Raw genomic sequence first — 20,853 nt, 5'->3', positions numbered from 1 at the left:
CCCGGGGCGGCGCCATGTCCGGGGCTGTGCCATCACGCGTAGCGGGCGCCACCCGCGCAACGGCGCGATGGCCCGGGCGGGCGTCGGCGCCTGCCGAGCCGCGATCCGGCGAACTCCCCGTCGGGACGCCCGCGCAGGGGCCGCCCCGGGCCCGCCCGCCGGGCCCTCACCCCAGATCGGGCGGGTCGATCCGTACCCGGACCGCCTCGCCCTCCCGCTTGACCAGCCGGGCCGCACGGGCGGCTTTGAGTGCCGCGGCGAGGGCGGCGCCCTGGCCGGGGCGGACCCGGACCAGTGCGCGTTCCCACTGCTCGCCCGGCGGGGGATCGCCCGGCCGACGCGGACGCGAGGGGTCCGTCACCGGCAGCGGGACAGGCCCCAACACCTCGGCCTCCACGGGGAGTTCGGCGTCCCGCAGCAGCTCGGCGACATCCTCCGGGCGGCCGGCGACGGAGGCCATCCGCGACACCGGGGGGAACCCCAGCTCGGCTCGCTCGGCCAGCTCGCGGACCGCATGGCCGGCCGGATCCCAGCGCACCAGCGCCTGGACCGGCCGCAGCGTCGGCTCCGCGATCACCGCGACGGTGCCGCCCTCCGCCTGACCGCGGACCAGGGCGGCGGCGCCCAGCCAGCGGCGCAGCGCCTCCTCCCCCGCCCGGAGGTCCGGCCGCCCCAGCAGCGCCCAGCCGTCCAGCAGCAGCGCCGCCGCGTATCCGCCGTCCTCGGCGACCGGCTCCGCGCCGGGCGTGCTCACCACGAGCGCGGGAGCGCCCGGGACCGAGGACAGCACATGATCACGCCCGGAGGTGCGCACCGGGACCGACGGGAACACCCGGCCCAGCTCCTCGGCCGTCCGCCGCGCCCCCACGACCTGGGCCCGCAGCCGCGCACCGCCGCACTCGGCGCAGTGCCAGTCCCCCTCGGGCCGCCCGCACCACCCGCAGGCCAGCTCGCCCCTGTCCTGCGACTCCAGCGGGCCCGCGCAGGCCCGGCAGCGCGCGGGGGTACGGCAGCGTTCGCAGGCCAGCCGGGGCGCATAGCCGCGGCGCGGGACCTGGACGAGCACCGGTCCGCTCCGGAGTCCCTCGCGCACCACCTGCCAGGCCATCGTCGGCAGCCGGGCGGCGCGCGCGGCGGCGTCCCGCGCCTCGTCGCCGTCGCCGACCGTACGCACCAGGGGCGCCGCGGCCCGCACCGTGGCACGCTCGGCGGTCAGCGGGCGCGCCCAGCCCGTCTCGACCAGCTGGGCCGCCTCGACCGTGCAGCTCAGCCCGCCCAGCAGGCAGCCGGCGCGCTCATTGACCGATCGCTGGACGAGGACCTCACGGGCGTGCGGCTGGGGTGCGTGCGGGTCGCTGTGGCTGGCGTCGCCGTCGTCCCACAGGGCGACCAGGCCCAGGTCGGCGACCGGCGCGAACATCGCGGCGCGGGTCCCGACCACGGCGCGCACCGCACCCCGGCTGACCGCCAGCCAGCGGCGGTAGCGCTCCTCGGGCCCGGCGTCGGCGGTCAGCAGCACATGCCGGCCCTCCCCGATCAGCTCGCCGAGCGCCGCGTCCACCCGCGCCGCGGCGCGCCCGTCCGGCACCACCACCAGCGCGCCGCGCCCGCCAGCCAGCGTCGCGGCCGCCGCCCGCGCCAGCTCCTGCGGCCAGGTCGGCCCGGGCAGCGCCGTCCACACCGCCCGCGGCGCGTCCCCGCGGGTCAGCGCCGCCAGGAACCCGGGGCCGGCTCCGTAGCGCTCCCAGCTTCCGGGCTCCGGCGGCGCGTTGGGCGGCAGCGGCGCGGGGGACGGCTTGGCCTCCGCCCGTGCCCGGCGCGGCGGCACGGCCAGTTGCACCACATCGGCGAGCGTCCCGGCATAGCGGTCCGCCACCGCCCGGCACAGGGCCAGCAGCTCGGGCGTCAGCACCCGCTCGGACGACAGCACCTGCGCGACGGGGGCGAGCACCCCGCGGTAGTCGCTCTCCGCGACCCGCTCCACGATGAACCCGCTGACCAGCTTGCCGCCCTCACGGCGGCCGCCCTTCTCCCCCGCCCCGAACCGCACCCGCACCCGCACCCCGGGCTGCGCCTCGGCGTCCATCGCCGCGGGCACCGCGTAGTCGAAGTACCGGTCGAGGTGCACCAGCCCCTTGTCGACCAGCACCCGGGCCACCGGCAGCTCGGCGGCCGGCTCGGCGCCCCGCCACGTCCGCGGCTTCGCCCGTTCCGTCCTGGTCTCCCGCACGGCCTCCCGGATGAGGGCCAACTGCTCGCCCGCACCCGACGCCCCCGCCTCCGGTCGCCCGTTCTCCCTGCTCACAGCATCAGTCTTAGCAGATGGCACGGACAGCGCGGGGTGCCTGTGGACAGCCCACGGCCCCGGACCGCCGAGCGGTCCGGGGCCGTGGTCATGTCACGGGCGTCCGGTGGGACTCAGAGCCCCGCGGCCTTCTTCAGCGCCTCCACGCGGTCCGTGCGCTCCCAGGTGAAGTCCTCCAGCTCACGGCCGAAGTGGCCGTAGGCGGCGGTCTGGGAGTAGATCGGGCGGAGCAGATCGAGGTCGCGGATGATGGCGGCCGGGCGGAGGTCGAAGACCTCGCCGATGGCCTGCTCGATCTTGTCGGTGTCGACGGTCGCGGTGCCGAAGGTCTCGACGAAGAGACCGACCGGCTCGGCCTTGCCGATGGCGTAGGCGACCTGGACCTCGCAGCGGGCCGCGAGGCCGGCGGCGACGACGTTCTTGGCGACCCAGCGCATCGCGTAGGCGGCCGAGCGGTCGACCTTGGACGGGTCCTTGCCGGAGAAGGCGCCGCCGCCGTGGCGGGCCATGCCGCCGTAGGTGTCGATGATGATCTTGCGGCCGGTGAGGCCGGCGTCGCCCATCGGGCCGCCGATCTCGAAGCGGCCGGTCGGGTTGACCAGCAGCCGGTAGCCGTCGGTGTCCAGCTTGATGCCGTCCTCGACGAGCTGGTTCAGGACGTGCTCGACGACGAACTCGCGGATGTCGGGCGCGAGCAGCGAGTCGAGGTCGATGTCGCTGGCGTGCTGCGAGGAGACCACGACAGTGTCGAGGCGGACGGCCTTGTGACCGTCGTACTCGATGGTGACCTGGGTCTTGCCGTCGGGGCGGAGGTAGGGGATGGTGCCGTTCTTGCGGACCTCGGACAGGCGCTTGGACAGGCGGTGCGCGAGGTTGATCGGGAGCGGCATCAGCTCCGGGGTCTCGTCGCAGGCGTAGCCGAACATCAGGCCCTGGTCGCCCGCGCCCTGCCGGTCCAGCTCGTCGTCGTCGCCCTCGACACGGTTCTCGTACGCGGTGTCGACACCCTGGGCGATGTCCGGGGACTGCGCGCCGATGGACACCGAGACGCCGCAGGAGGCGCCGTCGAAGCCCTTCTTGGACGAGTCGTACCCGATGTCCAGGATCTTGTTGCGGACGAGGTTGGGGATGTCGGCGTACGCCTTCGTCGTCACCTCGCCGGCCACATGCACCAGGCCGGTGGTGATCAACGTCTCCACGGCGACCCGGGAGGTCGGGTCCTCCTTGAGGAGCGCGTCGAGAATGGTGTCGCTGATCTGGTCAGCGATCTTGTCGGGGTGGCCCTCGGTGACGGACTCCGAGGTGAAGAGGCGGCGGGACACATCGCTCCCTGGGGTTGCAGCGGCTGCTGGCTGATCATTGGCGGAGGGGCCGAGAGCTGCGCTCGGCCCGATCCGCTCGCCAGTTTATCGGTCGTGTGCGGTGTTCGGGCACGCGGTCTCGATTTATGGACCCCCCGTGACCTGGGACACCACGGCTCTCAGTAGGACGATCACCTTGAGCATGGGCCGGGTCAAGGGGACATGGCGGATTTTAGGGGGCTGCTGGAGTGAGCACGGGCCCCCTGTGGACAGATCAGGGGCGAGTCTCGGCCAGACGCGGGGCGACAAGGTCCCAGAGGGTGTCGGCCAGGTCCTCCTTGGGGCCGTACGGGACCGGGGTCTCGGTTCCGTCGTCCGCCAGGATCACCGCCTCGTTCTCCGCCGAACCGAAGGCCTTGTGCTCCCCCACCTCGTTGACGACCAGCAGGTCACACCCCTTGCGGGCGAGCTTGGCGCGCCCGTTGGCGAGCACGTCGTCGGTCTCCGCGGCGAAGCCGACCACGAGCTGGCCGGAGCGGGCCCGCTCGGCGGAGAGCTCCGCGAGAATGTCCGGATTCCTCACCAGAGCGACCGGTTCCGGTTCCCGGCCCTCGACCTTCTTGATCTTGCCGGTGGTGTAGACGGCGGGCCGGAAATCGGCGACGGCGGCGGCCATGACCACCGCGTCGGCGTCCGCGGCGGCCTTCAGGACCGCCTCGTGGAGCTGCCGGGCGGTGCCGATGTGCAGCACGTCCACCCCTGCCGGATCGGGCAGCTCGGTGTTGCCGGCGACCAGCGTGACCCGGGCACCGCGGGCCGCGGCCGTACGGGCGAGCGCGTAGCCCTGCTTGCCGGAGGAGCGGTTGCCCAGGTAGCGGACGGGGTCCAGCGGCTCACGGGTGCCGCCCGCGCTGACCACGACATGGCGGCCGGCGAGGTCCTGCTCCGCCGCCCGGGCGCCGCGGGCCAGCACCCGGCGGCAGAACGCGAAGATCTCGGCCGGGTCGGGAAAGCGGCCCTTGCCGGTGTCGGAGCCGGTCAGCCGGCCGACCGCCGGGTCGATGACGAGGGCGCCGCGGCGGCGCAGCGTGGCGACGTTCTCCTGGGTGGCGGGGTGCTCCCACATCTCGGTGTGCATCGCCGGGGCGAAGACCACCGGGCAGCGCGCGGTGAGCAGGGTGTTGGTCAGCAGGTCGTCGGCGAGGCCGTGGGCGGCCTTGGCCAGCAGGTCGGCGGTGGCGGGGGCGACCACGACGAGGTCGGCGCCCTGGCCGATCCGGACGTGCGGGACCTCGTGGACGGACTCCCAGACCTCGGTGCCGGCCGGGTTGCCGGACAGCGCCGACCAGGTCGCCTCGCCGACGAAGTGCAGCGCCGAGGCGGTCGGCACGACCCGTACGTCATGACCGGACTCGGTCAGCCGTCGCAGCAGTTCACACGCCTTGTAGGCGGCGATCCCGCCGCTCACCCCCAGGACGACCCTGGGCCGCTCCCGCTCACGCCTGTCCATCGCTTCGCCGCTCCCCGGGCCTAGTTCCCTACGTATGCCCCTATGACACACCAAGGGCCCGGCTGGGGGCCCCTCCCAGCGTTGGCTGGGGGAGCTCCGCCGGGCCCCGGGTGAAAAAGGTGCCGCTGCTTACTGCGCCGGGCCCTCGATGGCCTCGGAGGTCAGCAGGCCCGCGTTGATCTCGCGCAGCGCGATCGACAGGGGCTTCTCGTGGACGTGGGTGTCCACGAGCGGGCCGACGTACTCGAGCAGGCCCTCGCCGAGCTGCGAGTAGTAGGCGTTGATCTGGCGCGCGCGCTTGGCGGCGTAGATCACCAGGCTGTACTTCGAGTCGGTGGCCTCGAGAAGCTCATCAATGGGCGGGTTGATGATGCCCTCGGGTGCGGTGATGGAAGAGGACACTCTCTACCTTCCGAAGGGGGATGAAGCGGGGTGTGACGCAAAAGTCTTCGACGATCCGGGGAGCTGCGCGGTCAGCCGCTGGTGTTCTCGTCTCCGGATCGATTCAGCATCAAGGCTAGCAGCTCACGGCTGACGTCCTCGACGGAGGTGTTGACAAGCGTCACATCGAACTCCTTCTCCGCCGCCAGTTCGATCCGGGCGGCGGCCAGCCGGCGCTCGATGACCTCCGGTGCCTCCGTGCCCCGGCCGGTGAGCCGGCGGACCAGCTCGTCCCAGCTCGGCGGGGCCAGGAAGACCAGGTTCGCCTCCGCCATGGACTCGCGGACCTGGCGGGCGCCCTGCAGGTCGATCTCCAGCAGGACGGGCTCCCCGGACTCCAGGCGGTCCAGCACCGCCTTGCGGGGGGTGCCGTAGCGGTTGCCCGCGAATTCGGCCCATTCGAGCAGCTCACCGTTGGCGATGAGCTTGTCGAACTCTCCGTCGTCGACGAAGAAGTACTGGACGCCGTGCCGCTCCCCGGGGCGCGGCTTGCGGGTGGTGGCCGAAACCGAGAGCCAGACCTCGGGGTGGACCTTGCGCAGATGCGCGACGACCGTGCTCTTGCCGACCCCGGAGGGGCCGGAGAGCACGGTCAGTCGCGGTTGTCTGGCCGGGGGCGCGGGGGTCGTCCCCCCGGGGACTGCAGAACTCATGCAGCGATTATTCCAGCTTCCCGGTGATGCCGGAAAATTCAGGAAGCAGTGCTGCCGAACTCGCGCTCCAGCGACGCGATCTGGTTGGAGCCAAGACCCCGGACACGGCGGCTCTCGGAGATCCCGAGACGCTCCATGATCTGCTTGGCGCGGACCTTGCCGACGCCCGGCAGGGACTCCAGGAGGGCGGAGACCTTCATCTTGCCGATGACGTCGTTCTCCTGGCCCTGCTTGATGACCTCATGGAGGGAAGCACCGGAGTGCTTGAGCCGATTCTTGACCTCGGCGCGCTCCCGGCGAGCCGCGGCGGCCTTCTCGAGCGCGGCTGCGCGCTGTTCAGGGGTAAGGGGCGGAAGAGCCACGCCTACGTCACCTCGGATGTCGAACTGTCGGATACGGACCGGTGTGGAACCTAGTCGCCCCGCACCTGCGGAGCAACGAGCAACGCGCTTACGTGCAGTGCTCTCGTCGGAGACTAGCGCCAGAGGGCGCCGGAGTCAGCGAGAACAAGCGAAAAGTCCTGGTCAGACTCTGCTGACCAGGACAATTCGGGACCAAAGTCCCCGTCGGAAGGGTCTCAATCGAGCGCGGTGCGCACTTCGTCGGTGAATCGGTCCGCTGCGGCGCGCAGCGCGGAGGTGTCCGGGCCGTGCCGCAGCACCCCCCGGCTGACGCTCGGCACGACGTTGCGGACGGCGTCGCCGAAGACCTTCGGGAGGTCGGCGGGGGTGGCGCCCTGGGCACCGATGCCGGGGGCGAGCAGCGGGCCGTTGATCGCCAGGTCGAACGAGGAGAGATCGCCGAGCGTGGCGCCGACGACCGCGCCGAAGGAGCCCAGCGGCTCGGCGCCGGCGTTCTCGGCGGCGAGGTGGCCGAGCATGGTCGCGCCGAGCGTGCGGCCGTCCTCGCGCACCGCGCGCTGGACCTCGGCGCCCTCCGGGTTGGAGGTGAGGGCCAGGACGAAGAGCCCGGAGCCGCTCTCGCGGGCCAGGTCGACGGCCGGGCGCAGCGAGCCGTAGCCGAGGTACGGGGAGACGGTCAGCGCGTCGGAGAACAGCGGCGAGTCCGGGCGCAGGTACGTCTCGGCGTAGGCGGCCATGGTCGAGCCGATGTCGCCGCGCTTGGCGTCCATCAGGACCAGGGCGCCGCGCTCGCGCGCCTCCTCGACGGCGGTCTCCAGCACGGCCAGGCCGCGCGAGCCGAAGCGCTCGAAGAAGGCCGACTGCGGCTTGAAGACCGCGACCGTCTCGCCGAGCGCCTCCACCACGGTCCGGGTGAACCGCGCCAGGCCCGCGACGTCGTCGTTCAGGCCCCAGTCGGCCAGCAGCGAGGCGTGCGGGTCGATGCCGACGCAGAGCGGGCCGCGCTCGTCCATGGCGCGGCGCAGGCGCGCACCGAAGGCTTCCCTGGTCATGCGGTCACCTTCTGGTGCTCGGCGCCGACGGCGTCGGCGAGGGTGGCGTACGGGCTGTTGCGCAGGCGGGCGGCGAGGCCCTTGTGGATCGCGCGGCACCAGAACGGGCCCTGGTAGATGAAGGCGCTGTAGCCCTGGACGAGGGTGGCGCCGGCGAGGATGCGCTGCCAGGCGTCCTCGGCGTTCTCGATGCCGCCCACCCCGATGAGGGTGATCCGGTCGCCGACGCGGGCGTAGAGGCGGCGCAGCACCTCCAGGGAGCGCTCCTTGACGGGCGCGCCGGACAGTCCGCCGGTCTCGGCGGTCAGCGCCGGGTCGGAGGCCAGGCCGAGGCCCTCGCGGGCGATGGTGGTGTTGGTGGCGATGATCCCGTCGAGGCCCAGCTCGACGGCCAGGTCGGCGACCGCGTCGACGTCCGCGTCGGCGAGATCGGGGGCGATCTTGACCAGCAGCGGGACCCGGCGGTCGGTGACCGTGCGGTCGGCGGCCTCGCGCACGGCCGTCAGCAGCGGGCGCAGGTGGTCGACGGCCTGGAGGTTGCGCAGCCCCGGGGTGTTCGGGGAGGAGACGTTGACGACGAGGTAGTCGGCGTGCCGGGCGAGCCGCTCGGTGGAGGTGACGTAGTCGGCGGTGGCCTCGGCCTCCGGGACGACCTTGGTCTTGCCGATGTTGACGCCGACGGTGGCCGGGAAGACCGCGCGGCGGGCCGCGAGGCGGGCCGCCACGGACGCGGAGCCGTCGTTGTTGAAGCCCATGCGGTTGATCAGCGCGCGGTCCGCCACCAGCCGGAACAGGCGCTTCTTGGGGTTGCCGGGCTGCGGCTGGGCGGTGACCGTGCCGATCTCGACGTGGTCGAAGCCGAGCATGGTCATCCCGTCGATCGCGACGGCGTTCTTGTCGAAGCCGGCGGCCAGGCCGAAGGGGCCGTGCATCCGGCGCCCCAGCGCCTCGGTGCGCAGCTCGCGGTAGCGGGGGGCGAGGGCGGCCGCGAGGAAGGTGCGCAGCACGGGGACGCGCACGGCCAGCTGGATCCAGCGGAAGGCCAGGTGGTGGGCCTGCTCGGGGTCCATGCGCTTGAAGATCAGGTGGAAGAAGAGGCGGTACATCGTCGGGTGGGCCTTCCGGGGTGAGGAGCGAGGGGGCACGAAGAGGGGGACACCGCGTCGGTGTCCCCCTCCTGGCCGCTACTCCTCGCGGGCCGCGGTGAGATGTTCGGCGTGTTCCTGGAGGGACCGCACGCCGACGTCCCCTCGGGACATGGCCTCGATGCCCTGGACCGCGGCGGCCAGCGCCTGGACCGTGGTCAGGCAGGGCACGGCGCGGGCCACGGCCGCGGTGCGGATGTCGTAGCCGTCCAGCCGGCCGCCGGTGCCGTAGGGGGTGTTGACGATCAGGTCGACCTGGCCGTCGTGGATGAGCTGGACGATGGTCTTCTCGCCGTCCGGGCCCTCGCCCTCGGACTGCTTGCGCACCACGGTGGCGTTGATGCCGTTGCGGCGCAGCACCTCGGCGGTGCCGGAGGTGGCGAGCAGCTCGAAGCCGTGCGCGACCAGCTCACGGGCCGGGAAGATCATCGAGCGCTTGTCGCGGTTGGCGACGGAGACGAACGCCCGGCCCTTGGTGGGCAGCGCGCCGTAGGCGCCGGTCTGCGACTTGGCGTAGGCGGTGCCGAAGACCGAGTCGATGCCCATGACCTCGCCGGTGGAGCGCATCTCCGGGCCGAGGACGGTGTCCACGCCGCGGCCCTGGATGTCGCGGAAGCGCGACCAGGGCATCACGGCTTCCTTGACGGAGATCGGCGCGTCCAGCGGCAGGGTGCCGCCGTCGCCCGACTTGGGCAGCATGCCCTCGGCGCGCAGCTCGGCGACGGTCGCGCCCAGAGAAATCCGGGCGGCGGCCTTGGCCAGCGGCACGGCGGTGGCCTTCGAGGTGAAGGGCACCGTACGGGACGCGCGGGGGTTGGCCTCCAGCACGTAGAGGATGTCCCCGGCCATCGCGAACTGGATGTTGATCAGCCCGCGGACGCCGACGCCCTTGGCGATGGCCTCCGTCGAGGCCCGCAGCCGCTTGATGTCGTAGCCGCCCAGCGTGATGGGGGGCAGCGCGCAGGCGGAGTCGCCGGAGTGGATGCCGGCCTCCTCGATGTGCTCCATGACGCCGCCGAGGTAGAGCTCGTGGCCGTCGTAGAGCGCGTCGACGTCGATCTCGATGGCGTCGTCGAGGAACCGGTCGATCAGGACCGGGTGCCGGTCGATCAGGCCGGCGTGGCGGGTGAGGTACTCGCCCAGCGACGCCTCGTCGTAGACGATCTCCATGCCGCGGCCGCCGAGCACGTAGGACGGGCGGACCATGACCGGGTAGCCGATCTCGGCGGCGATCCGCTGGGCCTCGTCGAACGAGAACGCGGTGCCGTACTTGGGGGCGGGCAGTCCGGCCTCGGTGAGCACCCGGCCGAAGGCGCCGCGCTCCTCGGCGAGGTCGATCGCCTCGGGCGAGGTGCCGACGATCGGCACGCCGTTGTCCTTGAGCGCCTGCGCCAGGCCCAGCGGGGTCTGCCCGCCGAGCTGGACGACGACGCCGGCGACCGGGCCCGCCTGGGTCTCGGCGTGCACGATCTCCAGCACGTCCTCCAGCGTCAGCGGCTCGAAGTACAGGCGGTCGGAGGTGTCGTAGTCCGTCGAGACGGTCTCGGGGTTGCAGTTGACCATCACGGTCTCGTAGCCGGCGTCGCTGAGCGCGAACGAGGCGTGGACGCAGGAGTAGTCGAACTCGATGCCCTGGCCGATGCGGTTGGGGCCGGAGCCGAGGATGATCACGGCCGGCTTCTCGCGCGGGGCGACCTCGGTCTCCTCGTCGTAGGACGAGTAGAAGTACGGGGTCTTCGCGGCGAACTCGGCGGCGCAGGTGTCGACCGTCTTGTAGACCGGGCGGACGCCGAGGGCGTGCCGGACCTCGCGGACGACGTCCTCGCGCAGGCCGCGGATCGCCGCGATCTGGGCGTCGGAGAAGCCGTAGCGCTTTGCGTCCGCAAGGATCTCCGGGTGGAGCTTCTCGGCGGCCGCGATCTCGTCGGCGATCTCCTTGACGAGGAAGAGCTGGTCGACGAACCAGGGGTCGATCTTCGTGGCGTCGAAGACCTCCTGGGGCGTGGCACCGGCCCGGATCGCCGCCATGACGGTGTTGATCCGGCCGTCGGTGGGGACCTGGGACTTCTCCAGCAGCGCGGCCTTGTCGCCCGGCTCGCCGACGAAGTCGAACTGGCTTCCCTTCTTCTCCAAGGAGCGCAGGGCCTTGTTGAGCGCCTCGGGGAAGTTGCGGCCGATGGCCATGGCCTCGCCGACCGACTTCATGGTCGTGGTGAGGGTGGCGTCGGCGGCCGGGAACTTCTCGAAGGCGAAGCGGGGCACCTTGACGACGACGTAGTCGAGGGTCGGCTCGAAGGACGCCGGCGTCTTCTCGGTGATGTCGTTGGGGATCTCGTCGAGGGTGTAGCCGACGGCGAGCCGGGCGGCGATCTTCGCGATCGGGAAGCCGGTGGCCTTGGAGGCCAGCGCGGAGGAGCGCGAGACGCGGGGGTTCATCTCGATGACGATGACCCGGCCGTCCTCGGGGTTGACCGCGAACTGGATGTTGCAGCCGCCGGTGTCGACGCCGACCTCGCGGATCACGGCGATGCCGACGTCCCGCAGGGTCTGGTACTCACGGTCGGTGAGCGTCATCGCCGGGGCGACGGTGATCGAGTCACCGGTGTGCACGCCCATCGGGTCGAAGTTCTCGATGGAGCAGACGACCACGACGTTGTCGTTCTTGTCGCGCATCAGCTCCAGCTCGTACTCCTTCCAGCCGAGGATGGACTCCTCCAGGAGCACCTCGGTGGTCGGGGAGAGCGTCAGGCCCTGGCCGGCAATCCGGCGCAGCTCCTCCTCGTCGTGGGCGAAGCCGGAGCCGGCGCCGCCCATGGTGAAGGAGGGGCGGACGACGACGGGGTAGCCGCCCAGCTCGTCGACGCCCGCGAGGACGTCGTCCATGGAGTGGCAGATCACCGAGCGGGCGGACTCGCCGTGGCCGATCTTCCGGTTGACCTCCGCCACGACCTCCTTGAACAGGTCGCGGTCCTCGCCCTTGTTGATCGCCTCGACGTTGGCGCCGATCAGCTCGACGCCGTACTTGTCGAGGGTGCCGGCCTGGTGCAGCGAGATCGCGGTGTTCAGCGCGGTCTGGCCGCCCAGGGTCGGCAGCAGCGCGTCGGGGCGCTCCTTGGCGATGATCTTCTCGACGAACTCCGGGGTGATCGGCTCGACGTACGTCGCGTCGGCGATCTCCGGGTCGGTCATGATCGTCGCCGGGTTGGAGTTCACCAGGACGACGCGCAGGCCCTCGGACTTGAGGACCCGGCACGCCTGGGTACCGGAGTAGTCGAACTCGGCGGCCTGGCCGATGACGATCGGGCCGGAGCCGATGACCAGGACGGACTGGATATCGGTGCGCTTAGGCACGCTGGCCCTCCATCAGGGAAACGAAGCGGTCGAAGAGGTACGCGGCGTCGTGCGGACCCGCGGCGGCTTCGGGGTGGTACTGGACGCTGAAGGCCGGCTGGTCGAGGAGGTGCAGGCCCTCCACCACGTCGTCGTTGAGGCAGACGTGGGAGACCTCGGCGCGGCCGAAGGGGGTGTCGGAGACCTTGTCGAGCGGGGCGTCGACGGCGAAGCCGTGGTTGTGCGCGGTGACCTCGACCTTGCCGGTCGTGCGGTCCTGCACCGGCTGGTTGATGCCGCGGTGCCCGTACTTGAGCTTGTACGTGCCGAAGCCGAGCGCGCGGCCCAGGATCTGGTTGCCGAAGCAGATGCCGAACAGCGGCGTCTTCCGCTCCAGCACCCCGCGCATGACGGAGACCGGGTGGTCGGCGGTGGCCGGGTCGCCGGGGCCGTTGGAGAAGAACACGCCGTCGGGGTTCACGGCGTAGACGTCCTCGACGGTGGCGGTGGCCGGCAGGACGTGCACCTCGATGCCGCGCTCGGCCATCCGGTGCGGGGTCATGCCCTTGATGCCCAGGTCGATGGCGGCGACGGTGAACTTCTTGGTGCCGATCGCCGGGACGACGTAGGACTCCTTGGTGGCGACCTGCGTGGACAGGTCGGCGCCCTGCATCTCGGGGGCCTGGCGGACCTTGGCCAGCATCGTGCCCTCGTCGGGCAGCGCGTCGCCGGAGAAGATGCCGACCCGCATGGCACCGCGCTCGCGCAGGTGGCGGGTCAGGGCGCGGGTGTCGACGCCGCTGATGCCGACGACGCCCTGGGCGACCAGTTCGTCGTCGAGCGAGCGCACCGAGCGCCAGTTGGACGGGATGCGGGCGGGGTCGCGGACGACGTAGCCGGAGACCCAGATCCGCTGCGACTCGGGGTCCTCGTCGTTCACCCCGGTGTTGCCGATGTGCGGGGCGGTCATGACGACCACCTGGCGGTGGTAGGAGGGGTCGGTCAGCGTCTCCTGGTAGCCGGTCATGCCGGTGGAGAACACCGCCTCGCCGAAGGTCTCCCCCACGGCGCCGTAGGCGCGGCCGCGGAAGGAGCGGCCGTCCTCCAGGACGAGTACGGCGGGCAGCCCCCTTGTGCCGTGGGCGGTGCCCCTGGTGGAGGTCGTCATCGTGCGCCTTCCGTTTCGGTGTGCTCGGTGGTGCTGGTGGTGTGCTCGGTGGTGCTCAGCCGGTTGACGGCCTCGACCCAGGCCGGGTGCTCGTCCGCCCGGTCGGAGCGGAAGCCGGAGTCGATCCGCCGGTCGCCGTGCTCCCAGGTGACGATCAGCAGGCCGCCCTCGGTCAGGACCTTGCCGGCGATGCCCTTGTCGAGGCGGGCGCCGCGGAGTGCGGCGGCCGGCACGAAGAAGTCCGTCGCGCCCGGCCGTACGACGTCCAGGCCCCGGTCGGTCAGGGTCAGCTCGGCGCGGCTGCGGGTCCCCAGGCCGCGGGCCACGATCCGGTCGAGCCACTGCCCCGCGGTGGTGGAACCGTGGTAGCGGCCGGACAGGGTCAGCTGCGGCTCGCCCGCGTCGGCGGGAGCGGTGGGCAGCTCGGGCAGGTCGCCCTGGAGCGTGCTGCGCCACTTCCAGCCCTGGCGCATCAGCCAGTAGACGAAGACGACGAAGACCAGGAGGCCGGCGACCCAGGCGATCCGCCCGGCCCAGTCGGTGACCGGCGCCGAGTGCGGCGCCGCGGCCAGATTGCTCAGTGGAGGTGTCACGCCAGCTTCCCGTCGACGAGCGTTGCCCGGCCCCGCAGGAAGGTGTGGGTGACGCGCCCCGGCAGCTCACGGCCCTCGTAGGGGGTGTTGCGGCTGCGGGAGGCGAAGCCCGCGGGGTCCACCTCTCCACGGTAAGCGGAATCGACCAGCGTGAGGTTGGCGGGCTCACCGGCCGAGACGGGACGGCCGTGGCCTGCCGCGCTGCCGATCCGGGCCGGCGCGAAGGACATCCGGTCCGCGACGTCCGCCCACGTCAGCAGGCCGGTGTCGACCATCGTCCGCTGGACGACGGAGAGCGCGGTCTCCAGGCCCACCATGCCCATGGCGGCGGCGGCCCACTCGCAGTCCTTGTCCTCGTGCGGGTGCGGGGCGTGGTCGGTGGCGACGATGTCGATGGTGCCGTCGGCCAGCGCCTCGCGCAGGGCCAGCACGTCGCGCTCGGTGCGCAGCGGCGGGTTGACCTTGTAGACGGGGTTGTAGCTGCGCACCATCTCGTCGGTCAGCAGGAGGTGGTGCGGGGTGACCTCGGCGGTGACGTCGATGCCGCGGGACTTGGCCCAGCGCACGATCTCCACGGACCCGGCGGTCGACAGGTGGCAGATGTGCACCCGCGAGCCGACGTGCTCGGCGAGGAGCACGTCGCGGGCGATGATCGACTCCTCGGCGACGGCCGGCCAGCCGCCGAGCCCCAGCTCGGCGGAGACCACGCCCTCGTTCATCTGGGCGCCCTCGGTCAGCCGCGGCTCCTGGGCGTGCTGGGCGACGACGCCGCCGAAGGCCTTCACGTACTCCAGCGCCCGGCGCATGATCACGGCGTCGTCGACGCACTTGCCGTCGTCGGAGAAGACCGTGACGCCGGCCGCGGACTCGTGCATGGCGCCCAGCTCGGCGAGCTTCTTGCCCTCCAGGCCGACGGTCACCGCGCCGATGGGCTGCACGTCGCAGTAGCCGTGCTCCTTACCGAGCCGGTAGACCTGCTCGACGACGCCGGCGGTGTCGGCGACCGGGAAGGTGTTGGCCATGGCGAACACGGCGGTGTAGCCGCCGGAGGCCGCGGCGCGGGTGCCGGTGAGCACCGTCTCGGAGTCCTCGCGGCCGGGCTCGCGCAGGTGGGTGTGCAGGTCGACGAGCCCGGGCAGCAGGATCTTCCCGTCGGCCTCGACGACCTCGGCGCCCTCGGCGCTCAGCCCGGTGCCGACGGCCTCGATGAACTCGCCGTCGATCAGGACGTCCTGGGGCTCCCCGCCCAGCACCCGGGCACCGCGGATCAGGATCTTGCTCATGGTTCTTACTTCTCCTCGGTACGGGGGTGGGTGAGGGCGGGCTCGTTGCCGCCCAGGAGCAGGTACAGGACGGCCATCCGGATGGAGACGCCGTTGGCCACCTGCTCGACGACCGTGCAGCGGTCGGAGTCGGCGACCTCTGCGGTGATCTCCATGCCGCGGACCATCGGGCCGGGGTGCATCACCAGCGCGTGCCCGGGCATCCGCGCCATGCGCTCGCCGTCCAGGCCGTAGCGGCGCGAGTACTCCCGCTCGGTCGGGAAGAAGGCGGCGTTCATCCGCTCGCGCTGCACCCGCAGCATCATCACGGCGTCGGACTTGGGGAGCACCGCGTCGAGGTCGTAGGAGACCTCGCACGGCCAGTTCTCCACCCCGACCGGCACCAGGGTGGGCGGCGCGACGAGGGTGACCTCCGCGCCCAGGGTGTGCAGCAGGTCGACGTTGGAGCGCGCGACCCGGCTGTGCAGGACGTCGCCGACCAGGGTGATCCGCCGGCCGGCGAGGTCCTGGCCGAGCCCGGCGTCCGGCCCGATGAGCCGGCGGCGCATGGTGAAGGCGTCCAGCAGGGCCTGGGTGGGGTGCTGGTGGGTGCCGTCACCGGCGTTGATGACCGGGGCGTCGATCCAGCCGGAGGTGGCGAGCCGGTAGGGGGCGCCGGAGGCGCTGTGCCGGATGACGACGGCGTCCACGCCCATCGCCTCCAGGGTCTGGGCGGTGTCCTTGAGGGACTCGCCCTTCGAGACGCTGGACCCCTTCGCCGCGAAGTTGATCACGTCCGCGGAGAGCCGCTTCTCGGCGGCCTCGAAGGAGATCCGGGTCCGGGTGGAGTCCTCGAAGAAGAGGTTGCAGACGGTGCGTCCGCGCAGGGTGGGGAGCTTCTTGATCGGCCGGTCGGCGACCCGGGCCATCTCCTCGGCGGTGTCGAGGATCAGGACGGCGTCGTCGCGCGTGAGGTCGGCGGCCGAGATGAGGTGACGCTTCATCCGGTTTTCTCCGTGAGTGATGGAGGTGTACGGGAATGTCCGTCGAGCGGGCATGCCTGCGGGCCCGGGGTCACCGGGTCCGCGCGCGATGCGTCAGCGCTCGCCGGCCGGGGCGGTGTGCTTCACGCCGAGCAGCACGGCGTCCCGGCCGTCCTCCTCGGTGAGCTGGACCTTGACCGTCTCCCGCAGCGACGTGGGAAGGTTCTTGCCCACGTAGTCGGCGCGGATCGGCAGTTCGCGGTGGCCGCGGTCGACGAGGACCGCGAGCTGCACGGCGCGCGGCCGGCCGATGTCGCCCAGCGCGTCGAGTGCGGCGCGGATGGTGCGGCCGGAGAAGAGGACGTCGTCGACGAGGAGGACGACGCGGCCCTCGATGCCCTCGGCGGGGATGTCCGTGCGGGCGAGCGTACGGGCCGGGCCCAGGCGCAGGTCGTCGCGGTACATCGTGATGTCGAGCGAGCCGACCGGGACCGCGCGGCCGGTGATCTCTTCGAGCTTGGCGGCGAGCCGTCGGGCGAGGAACACGCCGCGGGTGGGAATCCCCAGGAGCACCACATCGTCCGCGCCCTTGGCGCGCTCGACGATCTCGTGGGCGATGCGGGTGAGCATCCGCGCGATGTCCGGGCCTTCGAGCACCGGCCGGGCGGGGAGCTGAGCCGTCGTGTCGGAACTGCTTGCGTCCATATGAAACGGACCTCCTTCTCCGCCTCACGGGACGGACCTTAAAGGACGTCGGAATTACGCGGTCAGGTTACCAGGGGCCCTCCCGGGGCCCGTCCGCACCCCTGACGGGTGAGGGTCTGCCCCGTTCCGCTTGACGAAGTCAGATTACGCTGCGTAACCTCACAGTGAGTTACCAGCCCGCGGCGGAGCCGCATGTCGATACAGCCGTCTGGGGAGTTTTATGTCCAGCGAATACGCCAAACAGCTCGGGGCCAAGCTCCGCGCCATCCGCACCCAGCAGGGCCTTTCTCTCCACGGTGTCGAGGAGAAGTCCCAGGGCCGCTGGAAGGCCGTGGTGGTCGGTTCGTACGAGCGCGGCGACCGCGCCGTGACCGTGCAGCGCCTTGCCGAGCTGGCGGACTTCTACGGCGTCCCGGTGCAGGAGCTGCTGCCGGGCACGACACCGGGCGGAGCGGCCGAGCCGCCGCCGAAGCTGGTGCTCGACCTGGAGCGCCTCGCCCATGTCCCGCAGGAGAAGGCCGGCCCGCTGCAGCGCTACGCCGCCACCATCCAGAGCCAGCGCGGTGACTACAACGGCAAGGTCCTCTCGATCCGCCAGGACGACCTGCGCACCCTCGCGGTCATCTATGACCAGTCGCCCTCGGTGCTGACCGAGCAGCTGATCAGCTGGGGCGTGCTCGACGCCGAGGCGCGCCGCGCCGTGCAGCACGACGAGCTCTGAAAACCCCGCACCACCTGCAGAAACGTACCGCCGCTCCGGGCTTCCGGGGCGGCGGTTTTCGCGTACCGGCGCACAGACAGCGCACGACGGGGGCGCATACGGCGCCAGGAGAGCCCCCAGGCGCCGTTCTGCGGGCATGCGAAGGGCCCGGAGCATCACCCTTCGCTCCGGGCCCGTTCACACGCTCTGCCGACCGCCTACTGCGCCTCGCGCCGCAGGCCCGGCTTCAGCTCCTTGAACCGGCCGAGCAGGCCGTTGACGAAGGCCGGGGAGTCGTCGGTGGAGAACTCCCTGGCGAGCTGCACGGCTTCGTCGATCGCCACCGCGTCCGGCGTCTCGTCCACCCAGAGCAGCTCATAGGCGCCGAGCCGCAGGATGCTGCGGTCGGCCGCGGGCATCCGGTCCAGGTCCCAGTCGACCGCGTAGGTGGAGATCAGTTCGTCGATCCGGGCGACATGATCCGCGTACCCCTCGACCAACTGCAGGGTGTATTCGTTCACCGGCGGCTGTCGGGGGTCGGTCCGGGCGTGCCGCATCCAGTCCGCGAGCACGGACTGCACATCGGCACCGCGCTGGTCGGCCTCGAAGAGTATCTGGAAGGCGCGCTTACGGGCCTTGGTGCGGGCAGCCACGGTTAGCTGTTCACCCGGCCGAGGTAGTCGCCCGTGCGGGTGTCGACCTTGATCTTCTCGCCGGTCGTGATGAAGAGCGGCACCTGGATGGAGTAGCCGGTCTCCAGCTCGGCGGGCTTGGAGCCACCGGTGGAACGGTCACCCTGGACACCGGGCTCGGTGTGCTTGATGGTCAGCTCGACCGCGGCGGGCAGCTCGACGTAGAGCACCTCGCCCTCGTGCTGCGCCACGACCGCCTCGAAGCCCTCGATGAGGTAGTTCGCGGCGTCGCCGACGGCCTTGCGGTCGACGTGCAGCTGGTCGTAGGTGTCCATGTCCATGAAGACGAAGTAGTCGCCGTCCATGTACGAGAACTGCATCCCGCGCTTGTCGACGGTGGCCGTCTCGACCTTCACGCCGGCGTTGAAGGTCTTGTCCACCACCTTGCCGGACAGCACGTTCTTGAGCTTGGTGCGGACAAAGGCCGGGCCCTTGCCGGGCTTGACGTGCTGGAACTCGACGACGGACCAGAGCTGGCCGCCTTCGAGCTTGAGCACCATGCCGTTCTTGAGGTCGTTCGTGGATGCCACGGTTGCGGAATCTCCTGGACTGCAGGTGGTGGGACCCCGGAGCACGCGCACGCCGAACCCCTACGGCTCAGAGTGCGAGCAGCTCCTTGGTCGTGATCGTGAGTAGCTCGGGCCCGCCGTCCGCCTCGGGGCGGACGACGAGTGTGTCGTCGATCCGGACACCCCCACGGCCCGGGATGTGAACCCCCGGCTCGACGGTGACCGGCACGCAAGCGTCCAGTTTACCCATGGCGGCGGGCGACAACTGAGGGTCCTCGTCGATTTCGAGCCCCACGCCGTGCCCGGTCCACGGTCCGAGCCGCTCCCCGTAGCCCGCGGCGTCCAGTACGTGGCGGGTCACCCGGTCCACCTCGCGGCACTCCACACCCGGCGCGAGCGCCTCGCGCCCGGCCCGCTGGGCTGCGAAAACGAGATCGTACAGCTCGATCTGCCAGTCCGAGGGGGTGGTCCCGATGACGAAGGTACGGCCGATCTCGCAGCGGTAGCCGCGGTAGTTGGCCCCCAGGCAGACACTGAGGAAGTCGCCCTCCTCGACCCGCCGGTCGGTGGGCAGATGCCCGGGGCGGCCGGCGTTCGGGCCGGTCGCGACGGAGGTGGGGAACGCCGGGCCGTCCGCGCCGTGGTCCACCAGCCGGCGTTCCAGTTCCAGGGCGAGGTGCCGCTCGGTGCGGCCGACCAGGATCGATTCCAGGAGTTCCCCGAGGGCCTGGTCGGCGATCTCGGCGGCGATCCGCAGACAGGCGATCTCGTCGTCGTCCTTCACCAGCCGCTGCCCCTCGACCGCGCAGGCCAGGTCGGTCAGCCGCAGCCGGGGCGCGACCTGGGAGAGCGCGCGGTGCCGGGTGACGGTGAGGTGGTGCTCCTCGACGGCCAGGGTGTCCGCGCCGGCCGCCGCGGCCTGGTCGGCGCCGGCCACCACCGGGTCGCCATCGCGGGTCGGCAGCACCGAGACCCGTACGTCGTCGGCCGGGCGCCCCTCGGCGGGATCGCCGCTCAGCGGTCCCCCGCACAGCAGCACGTCGTCGGCCGGGCCCAGCAGCAGCGCGGCGCCGGGCGGTGCGCAACCGGTCAGATAGCGGACGTTCGCGGGGCGCGAGATCAGGGCTGCGGTGCTTCCGGCCCCGGCTACGCGGTCGCGCAGCCGGGTGCGTCGGACCGCGTACAACTCGGACATATCACGAGCGTACGGCGGCTCCCCGGAGGCGGCCGGTCGAGCGGGGCCGCCCGGGGGAGAGCCGCGTGCGGCCGCTACCAGCTCGGCGGGCTGGCGATGCTGCGGGCGACGACGTCGTCCAGCACCCGCACCGTCGTGGCGACGTCGTGCTGGGAGTTGTCGATGATCGGCAGGCCGGAGCCGTACCAGCCGGCCATCCGTCCGTGGATCCTGGCCACCTCTTCGTCGGACAGCCGGCGGTTGCCGCTGCGCCGCGCGTTGCGCTCCAGGACGATCTCCAGGCCGGGCAGCAGCACGACCGGCAGCAGGCCGGGGCCCACATGCCGCTTCCAGCCGCCCAGTCCGACGACCGGCCGGTCGGGGAAGACGGCGTCGTCGAGGATGCAGGAGATGCCGTTGGCGAGGAAGTTGCGGGCCGCGAAGCCGCAGGTACGCCGGGCGAGGCGGTACTGCGCCTCGGAGTGGTCGTTCCAGCCGGCCTGCGGATCGGCGAAGCCGGACCGGACCCATTCGCGGACGTCGTCGAGGCTGATGTGCGCGGTCGGCACCCGCCGGGTGTCGGCCCAGTGGCGCGCCACGCTGGTCTTGCCCGCGCCGGCCGGGCCGATGAGCAGCACCGCGACGGCGGCGTGCGAGGCGTCCGGGGCCGCGGCGTCGGCGGGCGGGCTGGGCAGCGGCACCGGGGCGCCCGGGGGCAGCTGCACCTGGCCGGTGACCTCCGAGCTGTGCGGCGGGGGCGGGGCCTGCTGGGGCGCGGGCCCGTGCCAGCCCTGTCCGGGGGCGGGCTGCTGCGCGGGCGGGGGCGGGGCGGCGGGGGCCTGCGGCGAGAGGGGCGGGGTGTGCGGTCCCTGGTGGGGCGTCCAGTTCATGGCGGCCCCCGGTGATGCCTGCCCGTGGGGCGGTGGCAGCGGAGCCCCCACTGCGTACTGCATCCGGTGGCTCTCCGT

19 protein-coding genes are annotated in these 20,853 nt (G+C 72.1%); 1 reads left to right on the top strand and 18 read right to left on the bottom strand.

The genetic code is table 11. The features are described from left to right. Positions 1-166: 166 nt before the first annotated feature. The 14 genes from K7396_RS29970 to pyrR all read right to left on the bottom strand — a co-directional run bounded on the left by K7396_RS29970 (position 167) and on the right by pyrR (position 16,810). Positions 167-2,305 carry a primosomal protein N' gene (locus K7396_RS29970; protein ID WP_086717154.1) on the bottom strand — a complete coding sequence of 713 codons (2,139 nt, stop codon included), beginning with the start codon at positions 2,303-2,305 and terminating at the stop codon, positions 167-169. A gap of 113 nt (positions 2,306-2,418) precedes the next feature. Beyond that, complete coding sequence (metK, locus tag K7396_RS29965; RefSeq protein WP_086717153.1) at positions 2,419-3,627, bottom strand: methionine adenosyltransferase; 1,209 nt, start codon at positions 3,625-3,627, stop codon at positions 2,419-2,421. A 253-nt stretch (positions 3,628-3,880) separates the two neighbouring features. Beyond that, positions 3,881-5,116, bottom strand: a complete 1,236-nt coding sequence (coaBC, locus tag K7396_RS29960) for a bifunctional phosphopantothenoylcysteine decarboxylase/phosphopantothenate--cysteine ligase CoaBC (RefSeq protein WP_107421166.1) — start codon at positions 5,114-5,116, stop codon at positions 3,881-3,883. Positions 5,117-5,245: 129 nt separating this feature from the next. Beyond that, the gene (rpoZ, locus tag K7396_RS29955; protein WP_005319902.1) at positions 5,246-5,518 is read right to left on the bottom strand and encodes a DNA-directed RNA polymerase subunit omega; all 273 of its coding nucleotides are present in this window, start codon (positions 5,516-5,518) and stop codon (positions 5,246-5,248) included. 71 nt (positions 5,519-5,589) lie between these two features. Continuing rightward, positions 5,590-6,210, bottom strand: coding sequence for a guanylate kinase (gene gmk, locus K7396_RS29950; protein WP_086717152.1), 621 nt, complete (start codon positions 6,208-6,210; stop codon positions 5,590-5,592). Between the two features lie 38 nt (positions 6,211-6,248). Then, positions 6,249-6,572 carry an integration host factor gene (locus K7396_RS29945; RefSeq protein ID WP_006607450.1) on the bottom strand — a complete coding sequence of 108 codons (324 nt, stop codon included), beginning with the start codon at positions 6,570-6,572 and terminating at the stop codon, positions 6,249-6,251. Positions 6,573-6,787: 215 nt separating this feature from the next. After that, the gene (gene pyrF, locus K7396_RS29940) at positions 6,788-7,624 is read right to left on the bottom strand and encodes an orotidine-5'-phosphate decarboxylase (RefSeq protein ID WP_086717151.1); all 837 of its coding nucleotides are present in this window, start codon (positions 7,622-7,624) and stop codon (positions 6,788-6,790) included. After that, positions 7,621-8,730, bottom strand: coding sequence for a quinone-dependent dihydroorotate dehydrogenase (locus K7396_RS29935; RefSeq protein ID WP_086717150.1), 1,110 nt, complete (start codon positions 8,728-8,730; stop codon positions 7,621-7,623). The genes pyrF and K7396_RS29935 overlap by 4 nt, the downstream gene beginning before the upstream one ends. Positions 8,731-8,808: 78 nt before the next feature. Next, positions 8,809-12,120 carry a carbamoyl-phosphate synthase large subunit gene (gene carB, locus K7396_RS29930; RefSeq protein WP_086717149.1) on the bottom strand — a complete coding sequence of 1,104 codons (3,312 nt, stop codon included), beginning with the start codon at positions 12,118-12,120 and terminating at the stop codon, positions 8,809-8,811. Continuing rightward, on the bottom strand, positions 12,113-13,267 hold the full coding sequence (gene carA / locus K7396_RS29925) for a glutamine-hydrolyzing carbamoyl-phosphate synthase small subunit (protein ID WP_086717148.1): 1,155 nt from the start codon (positions 13,265-13,267) through the stop codon (positions 12,113-12,115). Before carA ends, carB begins: the two co-directional genes overlap by 8 nt. Continuing rightward, positions 13,264-13,860: a PH-like domain-containing protein gene (locus tag K7396_RS29920; RefSeq protein ID WP_086717147.1), complete on the bottom strand. Its 597-nt coding sequence runs from the start codon at positions 13,858-13,860 to the stop codon at positions 13,264-13,266. Before K7396_RS29920 ends, carA begins: the two co-directional genes overlap by 4 nt. Next, on the bottom strand, positions 13,857-15,143 hold the full coding sequence (locus K7396_RS29915; protein WP_086717146.1) for a dihydroorotase: 1,287 nt from the start codon (positions 15,141-15,143) through the stop codon (positions 13,857-13,859). Before K7396_RS29915 ends, K7396_RS29920 begins: the two co-directional genes overlap by 4 nt. Positions 15,144-15,148: 5 nt before the next feature. Beyond that, complete coding sequence (locus K7396_RS29910) at positions 15,149-16,126, bottom strand: aspartate carbamoyltransferase catalytic subunit (RefSeq protein ID WP_086717145.1); 978 nt, start codon at positions 16,124-16,126, stop codon at positions 15,149-15,151. Positions 16,127-16,219: 93 nt separating this feature from the next. Next, a complete protein-coding gene (gene pyrR / locus K7396_RS29905; protein ID WP_086717144.1) occupies positions 16,220-16,810 on the bottom strand; it encodes a bifunctional pyr operon transcriptional regulator/uracil phosphoribosyltransferase PyrR in 591 nt (196 codons plus the stop codon). 220 nt (positions 16,811-17,030) lie between these two features. Between pyrR and bldD the strand changes: the two genes are divergently transcribed. Continuing rightward, positions 17,031-17,531 (top strand): transcriptional regulator BldD, encoded by a 501-nt coding sequence (gene bldD, locus K7396_RS29900; protein WP_030076442.1) that lies wholly within the window; start codon positions 17,031-17,033, stop codon positions 17,529-17,531. 197 nt (positions 17,532-17,728) lie between these two features. Here bldD and nusB read toward each other — a convergent pair whose 3' ends face one another. The 4 genes from nusB to K7396_RS29880 all read right to left on the bottom strand — a co-directional run bounded on the left by nusB (position 17,729) and on the right by K7396_RS29880 (position 20,838). Beyond that, positions 17,729-18,163, bottom strand: coding sequence for a transcription antitermination factor NusB (gene nusB / locus K7396_RS29895; protein WP_086717143.1), 435 nt, complete (start codon positions 18,161-18,163; stop codon positions 17,729-17,731). 2 nt (positions 18,164-18,165) lie between these two features. Then, positions 18,166-18,732 carry an elongation factor P gene (efp, locus tag K7396_RS29890; RefSeq protein WP_018087607.1) on the bottom strand — a complete coding sequence of 189 codons (567 nt, stop codon included), beginning with the start codon at positions 18,730-18,732 and terminating at the stop codon, positions 18,166-18,168. A gap of 67 nt (positions 18,733-18,799) precedes the next feature. Then, positions 18,800-19,906: an aminopeptidase P family protein gene (locus tag K7396_RS29885; RefSeq protein ID WP_152105214.1), complete on the bottom strand. Its 1,107-nt coding sequence runs from the start codon at positions 19,904-19,906 to the stop codon at positions 18,800-18,802. Positions 19,907-19,980: 74 nt separating this feature from the next. Continuing rightward, positions 19,981-20,838: a Pro-rich N-terminal domain-containing protein gene (locus K7396_RS29880; RefSeq protein WP_152105215.1), complete on the bottom strand. Its 858-nt coding sequence runs from the start codon at positions 20,836-20,838 to the stop codon at positions 19,981-19,983. Positions 20,839-20,853: the final 15 nt, after the last annotated feature.

Origin of the sequence: Streptomyces angustmyceticus (assembly GCF_019933235.1) — a bacterium.
Taxonomy (GTDB): Bacteria; Actinomycetota; Actinomycetes; order Streptomycetales; family Streptomycetaceae; genus Streptomyces; species Streptomyces angustmyceticus.
The sequence above is the reverse complement of the archived record's forward strand: the minus strand, read 5'-3'. Positions and strand labels throughout refer to the sequence as shown.

Bases quoted from the DNA above. Each gene is read 5' to 3' on its own strand.
- K7396_RS29915 (WP_086717146.1), bottom strand. From the start codon at position 15,143: ATGAGCAAGATCCTGATCCGCGGTGCCCGGGTGCTGGGCGGGGAGCCC.
- K7396_RS29935 (WP_086717150.1), bottom strand. From the start codon at position 8,730: ATGTACCGCCTCTTCTTCCACCTGATCTTCAAGCGCATGGACCCCGAG.
- K7396_RS29885 (WP_152105214.1), bottom strand. From the start codon at position 19,906: ATGTCCGAGTTGTACGCGGTCCGACGCACCCGGCTGCGCGACCGCGTA.
- K7396_RS29910 (WP_086717145.1), bottom strand. From the start codon at position 16,126: ATGAAGCGTCACCTCATCTCGGCCGCCGACCTCACGCGCGACGACGCC.
- gmk (WP_086717152.1), bottom strand. From the start codon at position 6,210: ATGAGTTCTGCAGTCCCCGGGGGGACGACCCCCGCGCCCCCGGCCAGA.
- K7396_RS29880 (WP_152105215.1), bottom strand. From the start codon at position 20,838: ATGCAGTACGCAGTGGGGGCTCCGCTGCCACCGCCCCACGGGCAGGCA.
- pyrF (WP_086717151.1), bottom strand. From the start codon at position 7,624: ATGACCAGGGAAGCCTTCGGTGCGCGCCTGCGCCGCGCCATGGACGAG.
- bldD (WP_030076442.1), top strand. From the start codon at position 17,031: ATGTCCAGCGAATACGCCAAACAGCTCGGGGCCAAGCTCCGCGCCATC.
- pyrR (WP_086717144.1), bottom strand. From the start codon at position 16,810: ATGGACGCAAGCAGTTCCGACACGACGGCTCAGCTCCCCGCCCGGCCG.
- coaBC (WP_107421166.1), bottom strand. From the start codon at position 5,116: ATGGACAGGCGTGAGCGGGAGCGGCCCAGGGTCGTCCTGGGGGTGAGC.
- carA (WP_086717148.1), bottom strand. From the start codon at position 13,267: ATGACGACCTCCACCAGGGGCACCGCCCACGGCACAAGGGGGCTGCCC.